Source organism: bacterium, assembly GCA_016703265.1.
GTDB lineage: Bacteria > Krumholzibacteriota > Krumholzibacteriia > LZORAL124-64-63 > LZORAL124-64-63 > CAINDZ01.
In genome coordinates this window covers 328537-348064 of sequence record JADJCK010000003.1, presented here as the reverse complement: position 1 = coordinate 348064, position 19528 = coordinate 328537, and the positions used below count along the sequence as shown (strand labels likewise).

At 69.0% G+C, this 19528-nt stretch carries 15 protein-coding genes; 9 read left to right on the top strand and 6 right to left on the bottom strand.

Annotated elements, in window-relative coordinates:
* Positions 1 to 110 precede the first annotated feature (110 nt).
* The 4 genes from IPG61_05700 to IPG61_05685 all read right to left on the bottom strand — a co-directional run bounded on the left by IPG61_05700 (position 111) and on the right by IPG61_05685 (position 6961).
* A complete protein-coding gene (locus IPG61_05700) occupies positions 111 to 2444 on the bottom strand; it encodes a carbohydrate binding family 9 domain-containing protein (GenBank protein MBK6733571.1) in 2334 nt (777 codons plus the stop codon).
* A gap of 179 nt (positions 2445 to 2623) precedes the next feature.
* Positions 2624 to 3907 (bottom strand): hypothetical protein, encoded by a 1284-nt coding sequence (locus IPG61_05695; GenBank protein ID MBK6733570.1) that lies wholly within the window; start codon positions 3905 to 3907, stop codon positions 2624 to 2626.
* Positions 3894 to 6248, bottom strand: a complete 2355-nt coding sequence (locus tag IPG61_05690; GenBank protein ID MBK6733569.1) for an EAL domain-containing protein — start codon at positions 6246 to 6248, stop codon at positions 3894 to 3896. Before IPG61_05690 ends, IPG61_05695 begins: the two co-directional genes overlap by 14 nt.
* Before the next feature lie 32 nt (positions 6249 to 6280).
* Positions 6281 to 6961, bottom strand: a complete 681-nt coding sequence (locus IPG61_05685) for a hypothetical protein (GenBank protein ID MBK6733568.1) — start codon at positions 6959 to 6961, stop codon at positions 6281 to 6283.
* A gap of 223 nt (positions 6962 to 7184) precedes the next feature.
* Between IPG61_05685 and IPG61_05680 the strand changes: the two genes are divergently transcribed.
* The 9 genes from IPG61_05680 to IPG61_05640 all read left to right on the top strand — a co-directional run bounded on the left by IPG61_05680 (position 7185) and on the right by IPG61_05640 (position 17376).
* The gene (locus tag IPG61_05680) at positions 7185 to 8969 is read left to right on the top strand and encodes an ATP-dependent helicase (GenBank protein ID MBK6733567.1); all 1785 of its coding nucleotides are present in this window, start codon (positions 7185 to 7187) and stop codon (positions 8967 to 8969) included.
* 248 nt (positions 8970 to 9217) lie between these two features.
* On the top strand, positions 9218 to 10759 hold the full coding sequence (locus IPG61_05675; GenBank protein ID MBK6733566.1) for an acyl-CoA carboxylase subunit beta: 1542 nt from the start codon (positions 9218 to 9220) through the stop codon (positions 10757 to 10759).
* Complete coding sequence (locus tag IPG61_05670) at positions 10756 to 11082, top strand: hypothetical protein (protein MBK6733565.1); 327 nt, start codon at positions 10756 to 10758, stop codon at positions 11080 to 11082. The genes IPG61_05675 and IPG61_05670 overlap by 4 nt, the downstream gene beginning before the upstream one ends.
* Positions 11079 to 11501: an acetyl-CoA carboxylase biotin carboxyl carrier protein subunit gene (locus IPG61_05665; GenBank protein ID MBK6733564.1), complete on the top strand. Its 423-nt coding sequence runs from the start codon at positions 11079 to 11081 to the stop codon at positions 11499 to 11501. Before IPG61_05670 ends, IPG61_05665 begins: the two co-directional genes overlap by 4 nt.
* 58 nt (positions 11502 to 11559) lie before the next feature.
* Positions 11560 to 12621: a sodium ion-translocating decarboxylase subunit beta gene (locus IPG61_05660; GenBank protein MBK6733563.1), complete on the top strand. Its 1062-nt coding sequence runs from the start codon at positions 11560 to 11562 to the stop codon at positions 12619 to 12621.
* 130 nt (positions 12622 to 12751) lie between these two features.
* On the top strand, positions 12752 to 13717 hold the full coding sequence (locus tag IPG61_05655) for an SLAC1 anion channel family protein (GenBank protein ID MBK6733562.1): 966 nt from the start codon (positions 12752 to 12754) through the stop codon (positions 13715 to 13717).
* Positions 13718 to 13817: 100 nt separating this feature from the next.
* The gene (locus tag IPG61_05650) at positions 13818 to 15440 is read left to right on the top strand and encodes a HAMP domain-containing protein (protein MBK6733561.1); all 1623 of its coding nucleotides are present in this window, start codon (positions 13818 to 13820) and stop codon (positions 15438 to 15440) included.
* On the top strand, positions 15434 to 16018 hold the full coding sequence (locus IPG61_05645; protein ID MBK6733560.1) for an archaemetzincin family Zn-dependent metalloprotease: 585 nt from the start codon (positions 15434 to 15436) through the stop codon (positions 16016 to 16018). Before IPG61_05650 ends, IPG61_05645 begins: the two co-directional genes overlap by 7 nt.
* Positions 16015 to 17376 (top strand): sigma-54-dependent Fis family transcriptional regulator, encoded by a 1362-nt coding sequence (locus tag IPG61_05640; GenBank protein MBK6733559.1) that lies wholly within the window; start codon positions 16015 to 16017, stop codon positions 17374 to 17376. Before IPG61_05645 ends, IPG61_05640 begins: the two co-directional genes overlap by 4 nt.
* A gap of 62 nt (positions 17377 to 17438) precedes the next feature.
* Here the strand turns inward: IPG61_05640 and IPG61_05635 are convergent, their stop codons facing one another.
* The gene (locus IPG61_05635; protein MBK6733558.1) at positions 17439 to 18281 is read right to left on the bottom strand and encodes a hypothetical protein; all 843 of its coding nucleotides are present in this window, start codon (positions 18279 to 18281) and stop codon (positions 17439 to 17441) included.
* 1 nt (position 18282) lies between these two features.
* The gene (nrfD, locus tag IPG61_05630) at positions 18283 to 19527 is read right to left on the bottom strand and encodes a polysulfide reductase NrfD (GenBank protein ID MBK6733557.1); all 1245 of its coding nucleotides are present in this window, start codon (positions 19525 to 19527) and stop codon (positions 18283 to 18285) included.
* Position 19528: the final 1 nt, after the last annotated feature.

The window sequence follows — 19528 nt, the reverse complement described above, 5'->3', positions numbered from 1 at the left end:
CGGGTTCGGCGGTAGCTCGGGAGCCGGCCCAAGATACACCGGCCGCGCCCCAGGGGGAAGCGCGGCCGGCTGGCGGGCCCTGTACAGGCAGGGCGTCGCCAGAAAGGCGCTCAGATCTGCCAGAGGTACTGCAGCTTCACGAAATACTGGCGACCGGTCTGCCGGAACAGCGACGGCGCCTGCGGGTCGGCCGCGTTGAAGTCGCGCAGGTCGTGCGTCGAGCCCAGGTAGAACACCGAGAACGGGTTCAGGCGGTACGTGAGCAGCGGGTCGATCTCCCACTTGCGCCCGAAGTCCATGTGGTAGTCGGGATAATCGCCGCCGGCCGCCAGTTCCTCGTAGAAGGGGCTGCGGGCGTCGTTGTGCTGCACCACGAGCCGCAGCGAAAGCCGCGGGTTGAGCTGCAGCCGCACCCGGGCCCGGGCGATGGCCTGGCGGAACAGCAGCCCGTCGCCCACCGCGTCGCGGCTTCGCACGTAGTCGAACGTGGGCTCGATGATCAGCCGGTCGAGCGGCTTCAGCGAGAAGGCCAGTCCCCAGCCCAGCTCGTTGCCCTTGTCGAGGGTGATGAAGGCCGGTCCGCGTCCCACGTTGAGGTAGGCCGAGGCAGCCAGCGCATCGACGGGCTGCAAGTCGACGTTCACGCCCGTCTCCCACAGGCCGGTGAACGGGATGCCGCCCCAGGTCTCGTCGCCGCGGCTGTAGTTCAGGCCGATGTGCGCCTGCGCGCGGCGCAGGTTGATGTCGGTGAACAGGTTCGCATGCCGCCATTTGCGGTCGCCGTCGTAGTTCCAGCGCGAGTCGGCGAAGATGCCGGGCGCCACGCGCTCGAACAGGCCGCCCTGCGGGTAGAACGTGTAGCTCGTCCAGATGAAGGCATTGCGCTGGTCGTTCCACGGGTCGTAGCCCGTCTGCGTGCGGTAGGTGGGGCCCACCTGGTTGAAGTCGAGGGTGAAGTTCCAGTCGCGGGCACGCCGCCGCAGCTCGGTGATGAGGGCGCCGCCCGTGAACGTCTCGCCGTCGAGCGACACGGTGTGCGCGCCGTCGGCGAAGGTGGCGCCGGGGCTCACCACGTGGCCCTCGGGCTCGTCGGTGCGGCTGTGGATGACCTGCGAGGCCCAGCTCAGCGTGCTCGTCAGGCGCACGTTGGCATCCGCCGAGAGGATGGTGCCCGAGCCGCCGCCGTCGTAGCGCCGGTCGGTGACCATGAGGCCGCCCTGCGTGCCCGGCCTGAAGCTGTGCAGCACGCGGGCAACGTTCACCGTCGAGCGCCCCATCGCCACCGAGCGCGACCGCTCCTCGAGCGGGATGATGTACGGCGAATGCTCGTCGCGCGCGAACGTCCAGGCGACGCTGGTGCGATCCCAGCGCGCGGTGCCCTTGGCGGCAACCTCGGGATCGTTGACCATGCGCGTGTAGAAGGAGTTGAACATCGTGCGGAACAGGTCGTTCCCTTCCTGGAAGAAAGGGCGCCTTTCCGGGTACTGCTGCAGGATGGTGGTGTTGACGTTGATCTGGTCGGCGTCGGCCTCGATCTGGCTGAAGTCGGGATTCACCACGGCCTCGAGCGTGACCGCGCTCGACGGCGAGTACTTGGCGCCCAGCGAGGGCTCGGCCTTGAAATCCTCGTTGTGAAGCCCCGACTCCGGGTCCAGCGGGTCGGCGATGACGGCCGTCTGGTAGCCGATCAGCGACGGCAGGATCTCGAGCCCCTTGCCCGGCTTCAGGCCGGCGATGCCGCTGACCGTGCCCCATTGGCAGGGCAGGCACTGCTCGTTGCGATCGTAGGCGCACCAGGCGTACTGCCGGCTGCTCTCGCGGGGATGCCCGCGCCAGAAATCGAGGCGCCACTGCTGCTCGGGGCGGTTGGGGAAGCGCATCCCCGCCAGGGGGATGGCCAGCTCGGCGGTCCAGCCGTCGGGCTGAACGCGCGCCTCGGCGCGCCAGACCATGTCGAAGCCGTCGGAGCGGCCGTGCACGCTGGTCCACATGGCGTCCTTCTGCACGCCGTACGGGTTCACGAAGAAGTAGTAGGCCCAGGTGCCCTCGCCGAAGGTGTCGAGCAGCAGCCCCACTTCGTCGTCGTTCCCGTAGATGTCGCGCTGGGTCATCGTCGCGCGCAGCAGCGACGGGTTGTCGCGGCAGATGAAGGCGACATAGAGGTTCTCATCGTCGTAGGTGAGCCAGGCCTCGGTCTGCACCGGCGGTTCGGTGGCATCGCCGGGAAAGCGCTCCGCAAAGGCGGTGGCCCGGCCGGCGGTGGCCCAGCCCGGGTCGTCGAGCAGGCCGTCGACCGTGATGGGGCCGGCGGCGCGCGCGGTTTCCAGGTGCGGGCGCGTGGTGGGCGTGAAGGCGGCGGCATTCGCAACCGGCAGCAGCAGGATCAGCAGAAGAGCCGGCAGCAACAGGCAGATGTTCAGGCTCGGCACTCCCCGACGGATCATCGGTGTCTCCTCGCGCGGCAAGGCGCCCGCCGCCACGACCGGCAAGGGGCGAGGCGGCACGTGTGTGGTGTCCTGTCGTCGGGGAGGACTGCCGTGCGGGGGGAAGCGGCGGCCCAGGGGTGTTCCTACGGCATCGCCGGGAAAAGGATGCACGGCCCCTGCATCGCGACGCGGCCGGGCTAGAAGCGCCGCCGGCAGGCCAGTTGCAGCAGTTCCTGCGTCTGTTGCGGGTCGTCGCCGATGGTGGCGCGGGCCGGGCGTACGCTGGCCACGCGGAGGTATTCGAGGATGACCTGGGTAGCCGGGTCCAGCTGCCGGCCGATGGCCACGGTCCAGGCGGTGCCGTGCTCGTTGTTGTCGTCCTCGACGACGAACGAGTTGTCGCCGGTGGTGAAGCGGTCGTGGCGCACTGTCACCCAGCCGCGGCCCAGGCGGCGACTCGCCAGCAGGAACCCGGTGTCGTAGTCCACGTCGACCGGCAACAGGCCGTTGCTCTTGCGCCAGCCCATCGAGGTGACACCGGCCATGTACTGGGCGATGAGCGTGAGCCCGTCGGCCGGCTCGCCCTCCAGGTAGAGGTTCCAGAACCGCGTGTCCCACCCGTACTGCTGGTGCTCGAGGGCGCGCGGGTCGCCGCCGTTGTCGTAGTAGAAGGCGCCGGCGCGCAGGCGCTCGCCCCACGAGGCGTCAAGTGCCGCATGGTGGCCCACCCGGCCGTCCACCTCGCAGATCGGATGCACCCAGCGAACCTGGCGCTTGAGGAACGACTCGGGCAGGCCGACGGCCGGCAACGGCGCCAGCGGCAGGCGGCTGAATGCCGCCGCCTTCACGTCGCCCAGCGCCCAGCCGCGGAAGGCGAGCAGGGTGCCGGCCGGGTCGTTGAAGCCGAAGAGGCCGACCGTGAGGGATGCTTCCGCGTTCCCGCCGCGCCATGCGACCTTCGCCTCGCCGCCGAGGGCGCGGATCTCCTCGCCGATCCAGCTGTTGGCTGCCGAGGGCGTGATCGTCAGCGGCGTCGTCCAGGCCGCGCCGCCGTGCTCCCGCGAGATGTGGGGGAAGTAGAGTCCGGCGCGCCCGGAAAAGCGCAGGCCCGGGCTCGGCGCCGGGCGGTAGCCGACCCAGGCCTCGACCACATCCACGGGCTGTTCCTGCTCGGGAGCGTATTGCAGGTGCAGGTAGCTCGACAGGGTCCATGACCAGTCACTGTGGACCATCAACGACAGGTCGGCCGCTTCCAGGCCGGTGTGCCGTTGACCATCGACGTTGCCGCCGTAGCGGGCTTTGCCCAGACCCTCGTCGAGCCAGCCGCGTTCGCCGGCAACCGTGAACCCGCGCGCGTCGGCGAACAACTCGACCTTCGTCGGCGGCAGGCCGGCAAGGGCCGGGGACGCCATGGGCGCCAGCAGGACCAGGGCGAACACGGTCCCGAGCGCCCGTCGGTGTTTCGGTTCACGCTTCCACATGGTGCGCACTCCCCAGGAACGGTTCCAGGTCCGCCACGGGCACGGGCCGGCTGATGAGATAGCCCTGCACGCAATCGCAGCCGTAGGCCCGCAGTCGGCGCAGCGATTCCTCGTCCTCGACGCCCTCGGCGGTCACCGAGAGGCCCAGGTTGTGCCCGAGGTCGATGGTCGACCGCACGAGGATGTTGTCTTCCTCGCTGGTGGCCAGGTGCGTGACGAACGACTTGTCGATCTTGATCTCGCTGACCGGCAGCCGCTTGATGTAGCCGAGCGACGAGTAGCCGGTGCCGTAGTCGTCGATGGACAGCGACAAGCCCATCGCCGCCAGTTCGTTCAGCACCGCCAGGGCGCGGGCGGCGTCCTGCATCACCGCGCTCTCGGTCACCTCGAGCTTGAGGCGCGAAGCCGGCACGCGGTGCTCGTGGAGCAGGCCGGCCACGAGTTGCGGCAGGCGCTGGTTCATCAGGTCGCTGGTGGACAGGTTCACCGCGATGGCCACCTCGCATCCGCGCTCCTGCCAGGCCGCGAGCTGGCGCACGGCCGTGCGCAGGCCCCACTCGGTGAGTAGGCGCACGTCGCCCGTGCGCTCGGCGAGGGGGATGAACTCGTCTGGCGGCACGAAGCCGCGCGTGGCGCTCTTCCAGCGAACCAGCGCCTCGACGGCCTTCACGGTCCCGGTGGCCAGGTCCAGCTTGGGCTGGTAGGCGAAGGTGACCTCGCCGTTGGACAGTCCCTCGCGCAGTTCGCTCATCAGGGACAGGCGGCGATTGCGCGAGTCGTCACTGTCGCGGTCGTACCACGCCAGTCCCTGGGGGTGCAGGCGCGCGCTGTCGAGGGCGGCGCAGGCGTGGCGCAGCAGCGTGGCGATGTCCTCGCCGTCGCGCGGGTGGCGCACCAGGCCCAGCCGCGCGCTGGTGTCGACCACGATGTCGCCGACGGTGAAGGGCGCCAGGAACGAGTTGCGGATCGTGGTGGCCAGCGCCTCGAGACGGCGATCGGCGTCGGGGGCCGTGCCCTCGTCGCCGTCCAGCAGCAACGCGAACGATTCGGTCGACAGGCGCGCCGGCGCCGAGCTGGCCAGGCAGCCGAGGCGATCGCCGATGGCGCCCATCAGGTCGTTGACGTCGGCATGGGTGAGCACCACGCGCAGTTCGGCCAGGTTCTGGATCTCGACCAGGGCAACGGCGGTGGGCTTGCCGGCGGCCAGATGTTCGCCCAGGCGCCGCTCGAAGTCGAGTCGGTTGGGCAGGCCGGTCTCGATGTCATGGCTGGCCTGGAAGCGGATGTGCTGCTCGCGCTCCTTCACGGCGCCGACCATCCGGTTGAAGCTGCCCGTCAGGTCGTTGAACTCCACGTCGCGCGCCGGAGCCACCACCTCGCGGTAGTCGCCGGCCGCCACGCGCTGCGACGCCCGGGCCAGGTCGCGCAACGGGCGCGTGACGCCGCGCGACACCAGCACGCTGCCCACGATCAGCACCAGCAGGCCGCCGGCGGTCACCAGCAGCAGGATCGCCACCAGCCGCGTGTAGGCCTGCATGGCGGAGTCCAGCGAGTAGTAGAGCACGGCTGCGGCTTGCGTCCGTCCGTCCTGCTCCAGCAGCGGCAGGCCCCAGAACAGGTGCTGGTTCACCTCGTGTGCGCCCTGCAGCAGGGAGCCGGCGGCAGACTCCGCCGGCTGCGCGAGGAATGCCTCCAGCGCCGCGTGGCTGCTCGTGGCTGCGGCCAGGTGCAGCGCGCCGTCATCCCCGCGACGGAGGAAGGCCAGGTCGAGGTCGATGGGCGAAAGCGCCTTGATGTCGCGCGCCGCAGCCTGGTCCAGTTCGGTGCCGAAGACGATCCAGGCGATAGGCTCCGGCGCCATCACCGGCACCAGCACCAGCTGGTACAGGCGGTCCTGCACCGGAAGGATCCGCGAGGCGGCGCCTTTCTCCTCGGCCTCGGCCATGAACGACGACGGCAGTTCCGGCGCCCCCGTGTCGGCGCCGCCGGCGCCTCCATTGTTCGTGTTGCGCGCATTGCCGGTCAGCGTCGTGACGATGGTCCCGTCAAGGTCGAGGACCACCGCCAGGTCGGCGCCGATGCGTTGCTGCTGGTTGCGCAACGCGGAGCGGATCGTGGGTTCATCGGCAGTGGCGATGGCGTCGCGGAAGCCGTAGTCGCGCGCCAACAGCTGGGCGCTGACACCCAGCTGTGCCTCGCGCTCGGACATGATGCGCTTGAAGACGCGTGCCGACGCGTTGAGCTGGTCCTCGATCTGGCCGCGCACACCGGGCGGGATCGACGACGTGAAGGCGACGAGCACCCCGCCCTGCACGGCAAGGAACAGGGCGACATAGACCATGGTCAGGCGCGCCTGGAATGTGAAGGGGCGGTTCAGTGGTAGGCCCCTTCCCGCGGCGACCTCTGCGCGCGACGCGAGGCGCGCAGGTCCACGGCGACAGCCAGTTCGCGGCTGTCGGCTTCCGCCAGTTCCAGCGGGGGGCCGGCGCGTTCGCCGCGGTCGCCCGCCAGGTCGGGATGCCAGGTGTAGGTAGCCCAGGCACCTGCGGGCAGGCCGGCAAAGCGCGCAACGCCGGCGTCGTCGGTCACGGCATACACCGGGTGCGCGGTGACCAGGATGTAGCTGAGCATGTTGTCATGGATGTTGCAGCCAAGGGCCACGACTCCCGCCTTGTCGAAGACCTCGGTTTTGGTCTCGTCCTTGCCGTAAAGCCGCAGTTCGAACCGGCGTGCCGGCGAGAACGAGTACACGTGATGCCGGATGTCGTCGAGGTTGGGGAAGCTCACCTTGGTGCCGGCGCGGACCGGCAGGACGAAGGGATCGAAGAGCACGCCCTGCTGCCGCATCACCGCCGGTGGCGCCTGCCACGCGCCGACGCCCTGCCCGCCCGCCGGTTCGAGCATGACCACGGCGTTGGCGACGGGGCGGCCCTCCTGGTCGGCCACGGTCACGACCGCCTCGGCGGCGCGGGCGGACGGTGCGACCACCGTCGCAACGCTGCAGAGGAGCACCAGGGCGGTCGCGACGACGCGGGCGGGCTGGGCGGGTAACACGCAGGCACCTTTCGATTTGAATGGCGTCCGGCTCCCAACTGAAACCGGTTGAGCAAAAAGACGACAATTGTAGTCATGTTTGATATCGCGCGATGGGAGCCGACTTGAGCGATTCAGGGAACGGCCCGGGCAGGCGCGAACTTCCGGGCAGGTGCGCCGGCGGGCACTGCAGTGGTGTACTACGCTCTCCGGCGCTAGCGAACTAGCGCGCGAAAACTGGCACGTGCTGGACTTCGCGGCACTGGCCCGACGGGCGACGGCGCTGCGCCCGCAAGGGGCCTCGCGTTCGTCGCTGGCCAATCCTGCGGCGGAACTGCTGGCCGTCTATACGCGCCACGAGGCCGTGGCGGTGCTGGGTGTGACGTGCCACAGTCTCGACGACCTGCGCCTGCTCCTGGGGTTGGTGCTCGAGCCTGCGTTCCGGGCGGGCTGCCGGCTGCTGATCGCCGCCGATCGGGAGCCGGGGCAGCTGGCACCGCATGACTTCGCCGAGCCGGGCTGGGGCTGCCCGTGGACGCTGGAGCGACTGCGACACCTCGTTGCCGTGTATGGGCAGCCGGCCGAAGTGACGGCGCCGCGTGTGATCGTTTCCCGCTGGCGTCAGCTGGCGCGCCGCCTGTCGCGCCGCGGCGACACCACGGAGCGCCTGGTGCCCCGGCTGGACCCCGAGCAGAACGCGGCCGTCGCCGCCGGCGACGGCGTGGTGCAGGTCATCGCCCCGGCCGGCAGCGGCAAGACCACCGTGCTGGTCGAGCGCGTGCGCGAACTGCGCCCGCGCGGCACGGCCGCCGAGCGCATCCTCTGCTCCACGTTCAACCGCGATGCCTGCGTGGAGATCGCCGCGCGCCTGGAGAAGGCCGGCATTCCGGGCATCGGCGTGCGCAGTTTCCACGGGCTGGGCCTCAGCATCCTGAAGGAGGAGGGCCGGTTGCGCGGCGACCTGGGCAGCGTCGATGACGCGACGTGGCGCGCGCTGGCCGAGGCGGCGGCGACAGCCGAGCCGGGCGCCGGCAGGCTCGAAGCGGGCGCGGCGCAGAATGCGGTGAGCCTCTACAAGCTCAAGCTGATGATGACGCCGGCCGAGGCCCTCGCGCGCGCGGCGGCCATGACCGGGCCGCGCGCGCCGCGCGCGCGGATGTCGGCGCGGCTGTACGCGCTCTACGAGGAGCACCTGCAGCGTGCGGCGCGGCTCGATTTCGACGACCTGATCTTTGCCTCCATCCGCCTGCTGCAGGAAGACGTGCGCACGAGGGAGAAGTGGCAGGCACGTTACGAGCGCGTGCTGGTGGACGAGTACCAGGACATCGAGCCGGCGCAGGCGCTGCTGATCGGGCTGCTGGCGGCGCCGCACGACTCGCTGTTCTGCGTGGGCGACGAGGACCAGTGCATCTATGCGTGGCGTCGCGCCGCGGTGCAGCGCGTGATCGAGCTGGACCAGACCTACCCCGGGCTCGAGCGCTACCCGCTGGTGCGCAACTACCGGTGCGGGCGCGACATCACCCACGCTTCGCGGCGGCTGATCCGGCACAACCGGCAGCGCTTCAACAAGCCGCTCCTCGCGGGGGTGCGCGAGCGGGGGCGCATCGTGGCCTGGCCCCAGCCCGAGCCGCGGGCGGTACCTGTCTTCGCGGCGGCGATGCTGGCCGGTTCGGCGAACGAGCCCGGGTCGGTGGCCGTGCTGGCCCGGACGGGGCGGCTGCTCGAGGCGGTGGCGGCGGCCGGCGGCGGGGACCTGGCCGCGCGGGTGGGCTCCGGGGCGGTGGAACTGGCCACCGTGCACGGTTCGAAGGGACGCGAATGGGACCGCGTGCTCCTGGTCGGGGCCGACCAGGGGCAGTTTCCGCTGGCCCGCACGCTGAGGCCGGGGGCCTCTGCGGGCGGCGGCCTCGAGGATGAGCGGCGGCTCTTCTACGTGGCCCTGACGCGCGCCAAACGCAGGCTGGACATCGTCTTCACGAAGGGGAAGGCGAGCCAGTTCCTGGGTGAGGCGGGGATCCGGGCGCGGTGAGCCGGTGTCAGTACCGACACGGAGCTGGTGGCAGAGTGGGCCGAACGCTCCAATCAAGCTTATATATCTGATGGAGTTAGTGATAATCCCGGTGCAACGCGGGGAAATCCAACGCAGAGCCAGCCCCGAACTTGACTCTTCCTGTTAACGACTTAACGTTGGGCCCGGCACCCCCACGGCCCTCCGACCGGGAGCACCTCCCGCGGCCGTGACGACCCCCGGGGATGCCCCCAGCACGAGGAGACAGCATGGCGGTCAAGAAACGTTTCGAGGAACTCGATGCGCGGCGCGCGCACCTGCAGGCCGGCGGCGGCGCAGAGAAGATCGCGCGCCAGCACGAGCAGGGTAAGCTGACGGCCCGCGAGCGGTTGGGCCTGTTGTTCGACGACGACTCCTTCATCGAGTTCGGCCTCTGGGTCAAGCACCGGTGTCCGGACCTGGCCGACCGCGAATTCCCCGCCGACGGCGTCGTCACGGGCAAAGGCGAGGTCATGGGCCGCCCCGTGTTCGCCTTCTCGCAGGACTTCACCGTGGGCGGAGGCGCCGTGGGCGAACGGCACGCGGCGAAGATCGTCGAGATGCTGCAGACAGCACTGAAGTGCGGCATTCCCGTCGTGGGCTTCAACGACGGCGGCGGCGCGCGCATCCAGGAAGGCGTCAACGCCCTCTCGGCCTACGGCCGCATCTTCTACCACAACACGCTGCTCTCGGGTGTCGTACCGCAGATCTCGGTCATCGCCGGGCCGTGCGCCGGCGGCGCCGCGTACTCGCCGGCGCTCACCGACTTCGTGATCATGATCGAGAACACGGCGCACATGTTCATCGCCGGGCCCGAGGTGATCCGCGCCGCCACCGGCGAGGTCATCAGCGAAGAGGACCTGGGCGGTGCCCGCGCGCACGCCACCATCGCCGGCAACGTGCAGTTCATGGCCGCCGACGAGGAAGAGGCCGTCTCGACGGTCAAGGCGCTGTTGCGGTACCTGCCGCAGAACAACATGGATACGCCGCCGTCGCGCCCCTTCGACGGCATCGTCGTGGACAACGAGGCGATGGACGACATCATCCCCGAGGATCCGCGCGCGGCCTACGATGTGAAGGAAGTCATCGAGCTGCTGGTCGACGACGGCGTCTACCTCGAGTACATGACCGGCTTCGCCCCGAACATCGTCTGCGCGTTCGCGCACTTGGGCGGGATGGCCGTGGGCATCGTGGCGAACCAGCCCCAGGTGATGGCCGGCGTGCTGGACATCAACGCGGCGGACAAGGCTGCGCGATTCATCCGCTCGTGCAACGTCTACAACGTCCCGCTGATCACGCTGGTGGACGTGCCGGGCTTCCTGCCCGGCGTGGCGCAGGAGCACGGCGGCATCATCCGGCACGGCGCCAAGATGCTGTTCGCCTACTCGGCGGCCACGGTGCCGAAGCTGACGGTGATCCTGCGCAAGGCCTATGGCGGCGCGTTCCTGGCGATGTGTTCCAAGGATGTGGGCGCCGAGACCGTGCTGGCCTGGCCCACGGCCGAGATCGCCGTGATGGGCCCTGAGGGCGCCGCGCGCGTCCTGCACAAGAAGGCGATCAAGGCGGCGACCAACTCGGCCGCCGTGTTCCAGGAGAAGGTGGCCGAGTACCGGGAGCAGCATGCCAACCCGTTCCGCGCCGCCGAGGAACTGCATATAGACGATATCATCCGTCCGTCGTGGACCCGCCGGCTGCTGATCGAGCGGCTGGGCCTGCTGCGGACCAAGCGCGACCTGCGGCCGCAGAAGAAACACGGGAACATGGCGCTATGATGAGTCACCTTTCACCCTGGCTGGTCGCGCTGACCGCCTTTGCGCTCGTGTTCGCGGCACTGGGCCTGCTGGCGGTGCTGCTGTTCACGTTGCGCGCGCTGGCGGTGCGCTCGGCGCGGCGCAAGGCCGCGGCGGACGCCGCTCCCGCCGTTGATGGTCTCGACGAGGAAACCTTCGCGGTGCTGGCCGCGAGCGCCTGGATGGCGCTCGGCGCGCCGGTCCGCATCCACCGCGTCCATGTTCACGGCGAACCGGCCGGCCAGGCCTGGGAACGCGCCGGACGCATGGACATCATGGTCTCACACCGGGTTGGTCACAAATGAAGAAGCTGCGCCTGACGATGAACGGGAAGATCTACGAGGTCACCGTGGAAGTGCTCGAGGACGACGAGCAGTACGTGACGGGCGGCAACCTGCCGTCGGCCCGGACGGCGGCGGCCGCACCGCGGGTGAAGGCGGCCCCCACGGGCGCGCCGGCACCGGCGGCGGCGCGTCCCGCGCCGGCGAGCGGAACCGTCGATCCCAACACGATCCTGGCGCCCCTGGCCGGCACCGTGCAGAAGGTGTTTGTGCAGGCGGGCACCTCGGTCGAGGAGAAGACGCCGGTTGTCCTTCTCGACGCGATGAAGATGGACACCTACATCCACGCGCCGCGCACCGGCATCGTGGCCGAGGTCTGCGTGGCGCCGGGCGACGTCGTCCAGGTGGGCACGGTCCTGCTCCGCTACCGCGCGGAGGGCTGACGTGGAAGCCCTCTGGTTATCGACCGGGCTGGCGCACATCGTCTGGCGCGAGGCCCTGATGCTGGGCATCGCCTGCCTCCTGCTGTGGCTGGCCATCAGGAAGGGCTTCGAGCCGCTGCTTCTGGTGCCGATCGGCTTCGGCGCGCTGATGGCGAACCTGCCGCTGTCCGGTCTCATGAACCCGGGCGGTCCGGGCGAGACGGGCGGGCTGTTCCACTACCTGTTCGCCGGCGTGAGGCTCGAGATCTTCCCGCCGCTCATCTTCCTGGGACTCGGCGCGCTGACCGACTTCGGGCCGCTGCTCTCGAACCCGAAGACGTTCTTCCTGGGTGCCGCGGCACAGCTCGGCGTGTTCGGGACCTTCCTGGCTGCCAATGCCATGGGCTTCACGCCGCAGGAAGCCGCCTCGATCGGCATCATCGGCGGCGCCGACGGCCCCACGTCCATCTACCTGACGATGAAGCTGGCGCCGCACCTGCTGGGGGCCATCGCGGTGTCGGCCTATTCGTACATGGCGCTGGTGCCGCTGATCCAGCCGCCGATCATGCGGCTGATGACGACGAAGAAGGAACGCGCCATCCGCATGGAGAGCAACTTCGACGTCCCGCGCTGGATCCGGATCATCTTCCCGATCGGCGTGACGGTGGTGGGTGCCCTGATCGTGCCGGCGGCCACGAGCCTGATCGGCCTGCTGATGTTCGGCAACCTGCTGCGCGAGTGCGGCGTGACCGAGCGGCTGTCGCGTTCGGCGCAGAACGAGCTGATCAACCTGATCACGATCGTGCTGGGCCTGTGCGTCGGAGTCTCGATGGACGGCAACAGCTTCCTGCGCACCGAGACGCTGAAGATCCTGGTGCTGGGCTGCGTCGCCTTTGCGCTGTCGACCGCGGGCGGCCTGCTGCTCGGCAAGATCATGGCGCGCATGCCGGGCAGCCCGGTCAACCCGCTGATCGGGGCTGCGGGCGTCTCGGCGGTGCCCATGGCCGCGCGCGTGGCGCACAACGTGGCGCAGGAGACCGACCCGCACAACTACCTGCTGATGCACGCGATGGGGCCGAATGTGGCCGGCGTGATCGGCACGGCGGTGGCGGCGGGCGGGTTGCTGGCGCTCCTGAAGTAGGCAGTATCTGCGGACATCGGACCGGCCGTTGAGCGCCGGCGCCAGGCTGGATGTCGCCTCGCGACGTGACGGCTTGCGCCGGCGCAACTCGTATGGCACCGTGCCTGCGTCACAACAGCCGGGAGCATCCATGCCTGCCGAATCCCCATCGCGCCTGAAGGAATTCCCCGTCGCCTGGTTCGCCGTGGTGATGGGGCTGGCCGGGTACACCATCGCCTGGAACCGGGCAACGATCGCGTTCGGGCTGTCGTTCGCGCCGGGGCGCGTCCTGTTGCCGGTGGTCGGGGTCCTGTTCGCGCTCGGGTTGGTGCTCTTCGTCGTCAAGAGCGTGCGGTATCCGCAGCACACGCTGGCCGAGATCCGGCACCCGGTGAAACTGGCCTTCGTGCCCACGATCTCGATCTCCCTGCTCCTGCTGGCGATCGCCGCCATGCACCAGGCGCCGGCTCTTTCGAAGGGGCTCTGGGTGGCCGGGACCGTGCTGCACGCGGGGCTGACGCTGTACGTCATGTCGTCGTGGATCCGGCACGACAAGTTCGAGATCACCCACCTGAACCCCGCCTGGTTCATCCCCGTGGTGGGCAATATCCTGGTGCCGATCGCCGGGGTCAGGCACGCCAGCCCGGAGATCTCGTGGATCTTCTTCGGGTTCGGGCTGTTCTTCTGGCCGGTGCTGACGGCGATCATCTTCTACCGCCTCATCTTCCACGGCAGCCTGCCCGAGCGGTTCATGCCGACGCTGTTCATCTTCATCGCGCCGCCGGCGGTCGGCTTCCTGTCGTACCTGAATCTCGCGGGCGGGCTCGACGCCTTCGCTCGCGTGCTGTACGGCACGGCCCTGTTCTTCACGGCGCTGATGCTGGCGCAGGCGCCGCAGCTGGTACGGCTGAGGTTCTTCCTGTCGTGGTGGGCCTATTCTTTCCCGCTGGCGGCCGTCACGATCGCCACGCTGGTCATGGCGCACGAAACCGGTGCGCGTGGCTACCTGTGGCTGGGCGGCGCGTTGCTGGGCCTGTTGAGCCTGGTCGTGGTCATGCTGCTCGTGCGGACGGGCCTGGCGGTGGCGCGGCGCGAGATCTGCGTCGAGGGGCCCTAGTTTGGTATAGAAAACCTCATAACTCCTTAATTGATAGTCATTTGACTTCGTGTTGCAAAAGCCTACATTGGGATCACCGCCCGCACGGTCGGAGGTTCCCATGCCCCGTGGCATTGCCCGCAAGCTCGTGCTCTACCTCACCTCGATCATCATCATCGTCGAGGGCATCTTCGCCTATACCGACATCCAGGCGCAGAAGCGGCAACTCCTGAACGAAATGACGCTCAGCGCGGAACTGGTGTCGCAGACCATGGTCGCCACGACCTGGAACGCGATGCTCGAGGACCGGCGCGAGTACGCCTACCAGATGATGAACAACGTGGCGCGCCAGCAGACCATCGACAAGGTGCGCATGTTCAACAAGTCGGGCCGCATCACGTTCTCGACCGGAACCGATCGCGACCAGGTGGTGGATACCGACGCGGAGGCCTGCATCCTCTGCCACGCCGCAGGCAGGCCGCTGGTGCACGTGGCGGTGCCATCGCGCACGCGCATCTTCCGGCGCGACGACGGGCAGCGCGTGCTCGGCCTGGTGACGCCGATCTACAACGAAGCCTCGTGTAGCACCGCCGCCTGCCATGCGCATCCCGCCTCGATCAACGTGCTGGGCGTGGTGGACATCACGATGCCGCTGGCGCGTGTCGACAGCCAGGTGCGGGATCTGGTCTGGCGCTCGGCGCTGATGTCGGCACTTTCGATCCTGGTGGTCTCGTTCTTCGTCATCCTGTTCGCGCGACGCTTTGTGCAGCAGCCGGTGCGCAAGCTGATCGCCGCCACGCATACCCTGGGCGTGGCCGGCCAGGACACGCCGCTCGAAGTGACCGCAGACGACGAGCTTGGCGAACTGGCGCAGTCGTTCCGCACCATGCAGGACCGCCTTGCCGCCTCCAACCAGCAGATCCGCGAGTTCACCGACACGCTCGAACGCCGCGTCGAGGAACGCACGGCGCGGTTGCGCGAGGCCGAGCGCAAGCTGATCCAGAGCGACCGGCTGGCTTCCCTGGGCCAGCTGGCCGCCAGCGTGGCGCACGAGATCAACAACCCGCTCTCGGGCGTCATCAACTTCGGGAAGCTGATGCAGCGGCTGACGGCCGGCGACGAGGTGCCGCGCGAGCGCATGGCCGACTTCCGCACGTACCTGGGGCACGTCGTCACCGAGACCGAGCGCTGTGCCCGCATCGTGCGCGACCTGCTCGTGTTCGCCCGTCGCTCCTCACCGACGCACGAACCCACCGATTTCAACGAGATCGTGCGGCGCACGCTCTCGGTGATCAACCACCGGCTGGAGCTGGGCGAGGTGACCCCGCAGCTCGAACTTGACGGCGACCTGCCCCGCGTGACCTGCGATGCCTCGCAGGTCCAGCAGATCGTCACCAATCTCGTGCTCAATGCAGCCGAGGCGATGGAGACCGGGCGGGTCACGATCCGCACGCGCGCCGACCACGGCCGCGGATTCGTGATCCTGGAGGTGTCCGACACCGGGACCGGCATCGCGCCGGAACACCTGGCGCGCATCTATGACCCCTTCTTCAGCACGAAGAAGGAAGGGCAGGGCACGGGCCTGGGCCTGGCCGTGGTCTACGGCATCGTCAATGCCCACGGGGGGCAGATCGATGTCGAGTCGACGCCGGGCCGCGGCACCACCTTCACGGTGTCGCTGCCGGTGGGTGGGCTGGAGACGGCGGGTCCACCGCCGCCGGCGCCGGCGGGCGGCGCATGCTGATCTGCCTGCTGCCGGTGGCGGGTGTGGCCGACGCGGACCTGGACGCGATGGAGCGGTTCGTGGGCCTGTACTTCGCGTGCGAGACGCGCCGGTTGCCCACGCTGGAGACACCCGACGGGTCGCATGACGCGAAGCGGGACCAGTACGACGCGACCGCCATCATGCGGGCGGCGCTGCCGCTGTGCCCGCCGGGGGCGACGAGGCTGCTGGTGGTGACCGAGCACGACATCTTCATCCCGATGCTCACGTTCATCTTCGGGCAGGCGCAGGTGAACGGACCGGCCGCCGTGTTGTCGCTGGCGCGGCTGCACCAGGGCTTCCACGGCCTGCCCGAGCAGCGCGAGCTGTTCGTCGAGCGGGTGCTCAAGGAGGTCCTGCACGAGTTGGGACACACATTCGGCCTGGTCCACTGCGCGGATCGCCAGTGCGCCATGTCGCTTTCGATCAACGTCACGAACATCGACGTCAAGCGCGGCGAGCTTTGTGCCGCCTGCGCGGCGAACCTGGCGGAGCGCCTGCGGGCGCTGCGCCGGGAAACGGCTGCCGGAGACGGCAGCCCGACAGGGAGTGGGTCATGAACAGCACGTGGAAGATACTGGTGGTCGACGACGAGGTGGCCATGCGCGAATCGCTGGCCGCCTGGCTGCGCGAGGACGGCTACGTTGTCGACGTGGCGGCCTCGGGGCGCGAGGCGGTCGAGATGGCGCGGGGCTGCCAGTACGACATCTACTTCCTGGACCTGAAAATGCCGCCCGGCATCGGCGGCATCGAGACGATGATCGAGATCCGCAAGCTGCAGGCCGATGCCGCGGTGGTCATCATCACCGCCTATGCCACCGTGGACACTGCGATCAACGCCCTGAAGGAGGGCGCGCAGGAGTACATGGTCAAGCCGTGCAACCCGGAGGAGATCTCGCTCTTCGTCAAGCGCACGATCGAGGTGAAGAACCTGCAGCGGGAGAACCTGTACCTGCGCCAGCGCCTGACGCGGCACTACTCGTTCCAGGACATCGTCAGCAAGAACCCGGCGATGCACGCGATCTTCGACCTGGTCAAGGAAGTGGCCAGCCAGCGGAGCACGGTCCTGATCCAGGGAGCCAGCGGCACGGGCAAGGAACTCGTGGCCCGGGCACTGCACGAGGCGGGCGGACGCGCGGCGCGGCCGTTCGTGGGCGTGTCCTGCGCCGCCCTGGCCGAGACGCTGCTGGAGTCGGAGCTGTTCGGGCACGAGAAGGGCTCGTTCACGGGCGCCAACGCCCGCAAGCGCGGCAAGTTCGAGGCGGCCGGCGGCGGCTCGATCTTCCTGGACGAGATCGGCGACATCTCTCCCAAGCTGCAGATGGACCTGCTGCGGGTGCTCCAGGAGCGCAAGTTCTTCCGGCTGGGTGGCAACGAGGAGATCGCCATGGAGGCGCGCGTAATCGCCGCCACCAACCGCAACCTTCAGGAGGCGGTGGAGAAGGGCGACTTCCGCGAAGACCTGTTCTACCGCCTGAACGTGATCAACATCCGGCTGCCGAGCCTGTGTGAGCGGCGTGAGGACATCCCGCTGCTGGTGAACCACTTCATCGAGCGGCTGGCCCTGGAGGCCGGCAAGCCGGTACGCGAGGTCTCCAAGGCGGCGCTCAAGCTGCTGCTCGACCACGACTGGCCGGGCAACGTGCGGGAACTGGAGAACGCGGTCGAGCGCGCCATCGTCACGGCGCGCGGCGAGGTGCTGGACGTCCCCGACTTCGACTTCCTGGCGCAGGCGCCGCGAGGCAACGGTTCGCGCTGGAGCGTTCCCGACGGCATGTCACTGGCGGAGATCGAGAAGCATGCCGTGGAGTCGGTGCTCGACCGCACCGACGGGAACATCAAGCAGGCGGCGGAGATCCTGGGCGTGGACCGGTCGACCCTGTACGCGATGATCCGCCGGCACAACATCCCTCGCTGACAAGCGAAGGCGCCGTCGTCCCGCGGGGGGCGACGGCGCCGTGCTCAACCCGGAAACCCGCTTCAGGGCAGCAGGCAGAGGTCGCCGATGATGGCGTCCCAGTCGGCGTCCGGGCAGGCGGCCATCAGGTCATCGACCATCTCGCCACCGTCGGCAAGGGCCGGCACGGTGTTCGCTCCGCCCAATCGCGTCTGCAGCAGCTCGAACTCGCGCAGCATCCAGATGCGCGCTTCCTCGGCGCGCAGCAACTGTTCGAGGCGCGGGACGGCGCCCAGCGGCTGCACCCGGAACAGCCGGCCGCCGTCATAGTCGGCGGTGGCGACCACGGTGCCGGTCAGCGGCGAGGCGAGCCGGGCCCGCACCCTGCCGCGCTGGAGCTCGGCGACGGCGGCGCCGGCCTGGACCCGCGTGCCGACGCCCGGCACGGTGACACGGTCGGGGCGGCCCAGGCAGCGCTGCAGCAGGTCGTCGACGCCCACGTCGAAGGTGCCGTCGGCGCGCGACTCGACCCAGGTGTGGCCGCGATGGAAGAGACGCTCGCCGAGGCCGGGGCGGGCCGTTGCGTGACTGCGCACGCTGATGTCGCTCCCGCCGCCCGCCGCCGCCAGCGCCGCGTGCCCCGGACAGCTGTCGCAGGCGAACTCGTGGCTGCAGACCTTGCCGGCAGAATCGCACGAAGCCAGGTCGCCTGCGAATTCGTGCCGGCAGTGGCGACGCTCGGCGGCGAGGTCGACGAATGATTCGTGCCAGGCGATGTCGCCGGCGCGCCGGCGGCGCACGTCGCGCACGGCGCGCAACGCGGCGTATCCCAGCGTGGCCGCCACGACGGTGAGCACGGAGTAGAAGATGCCCAGGAAGAAGATGTGCCCCAGGTCCCAGTGGAATTCGTACGCGGTAGGAAGCATGTCACGGTCTCCCGGCTGAGGGCTGCAGTTCCCGCTCACGCGGGAACAGGTTGAGGTAACGGAATGACAGCGAGTAGAGGATCACGCCATACGACACGACGCCGGCCAGGACCGCCCATTCCTGCCAGGACGGCCAGTAGATCATGAAGCGGTCGAACGACATGGTCGGGACGGAGAGAGTCTGCAGCGTGAACACGAAGCGGTTGAAGGCGACGCCGAAGCAGGTGAGGAAGGCGCCGGTCACCAGCCACGGCGTACGCTCGAGCCGCTTGCGGCTCAGGAGGATCGTCGCCGGCAGCAGGCCAAAGACGGTCAACTCCAGGAACAGGACCCAGGTTCCGAACAGCTCGTTGCGGTAGAACTCGGCCGCATCGAAGCCCTGCCCCGGCAGCGTGACGAAGATCCAGACCAGCGTGTCGACCAGCTTGGCGATCACGTAGGCCGACAGCAGGATGCCCGAGATGCGTCCCAGGCGCGAATAGATGTAGTGATCCACCAGCTGCTTGCGCGAGAGCTTGGAGACGATCATCACGATCAGCATGATGAACGAGGGGCCGGCCGCAATAGCCGACATGATGAACAGGAAGAACGTGCTCGGCCAGATGCCGACTCCCTCGCGGAAGGCGAACGGCCGTCCGTTGAGGACGCCGAACATGCCGCCCAGCGAGCCCTGGTGGAAGAACGAGAGGAAGGCGCCTACGCCGGCGAAGACCACCATCAGCCGGTGCAGGTTGAACTCGAGGACCAGGGCGCCCGGCACGCCGCGCAGCCGGCGGTGCTTCAGCACGATGGGCACATACTCGATCGCCAGCACGAGCAGGTAGCAGGTGATGCAGAACGTCACCTCGGTGAGCATCGAGTGCACGTTGGCGTGCCAGAAGGCGAACCACGCGCGGATGGGCTGGCCCACGTCGATCGCCAGCGTGGCGATGGCCCCGCTGTAGCAGACGAACCCGACGATGACGGCCGTGTTCAGGACCTGCTTGAACTCGTGCCGGCGCATCAGGTAGGTGAGGAAGCCGAGGAAGAAGGCGCCGGCGCCCAGCGCGATGATCGCCAGGTCGAGGATGATCCACAGGCCGAAGGCGAAGCGGTTGTCCATGTTGGTGTGGTAGAGGCCGTCGCCGAACAGTTGCTTCGCGGCAACGCCGCCCCACACCGAGACGGCCACCCAGGGCAGCAGCCAAAGCAGGAAGCGGGGAAGGTCAGAGCGCACGAGGCCGCGCGGGATCAGGTGCCGATCCATG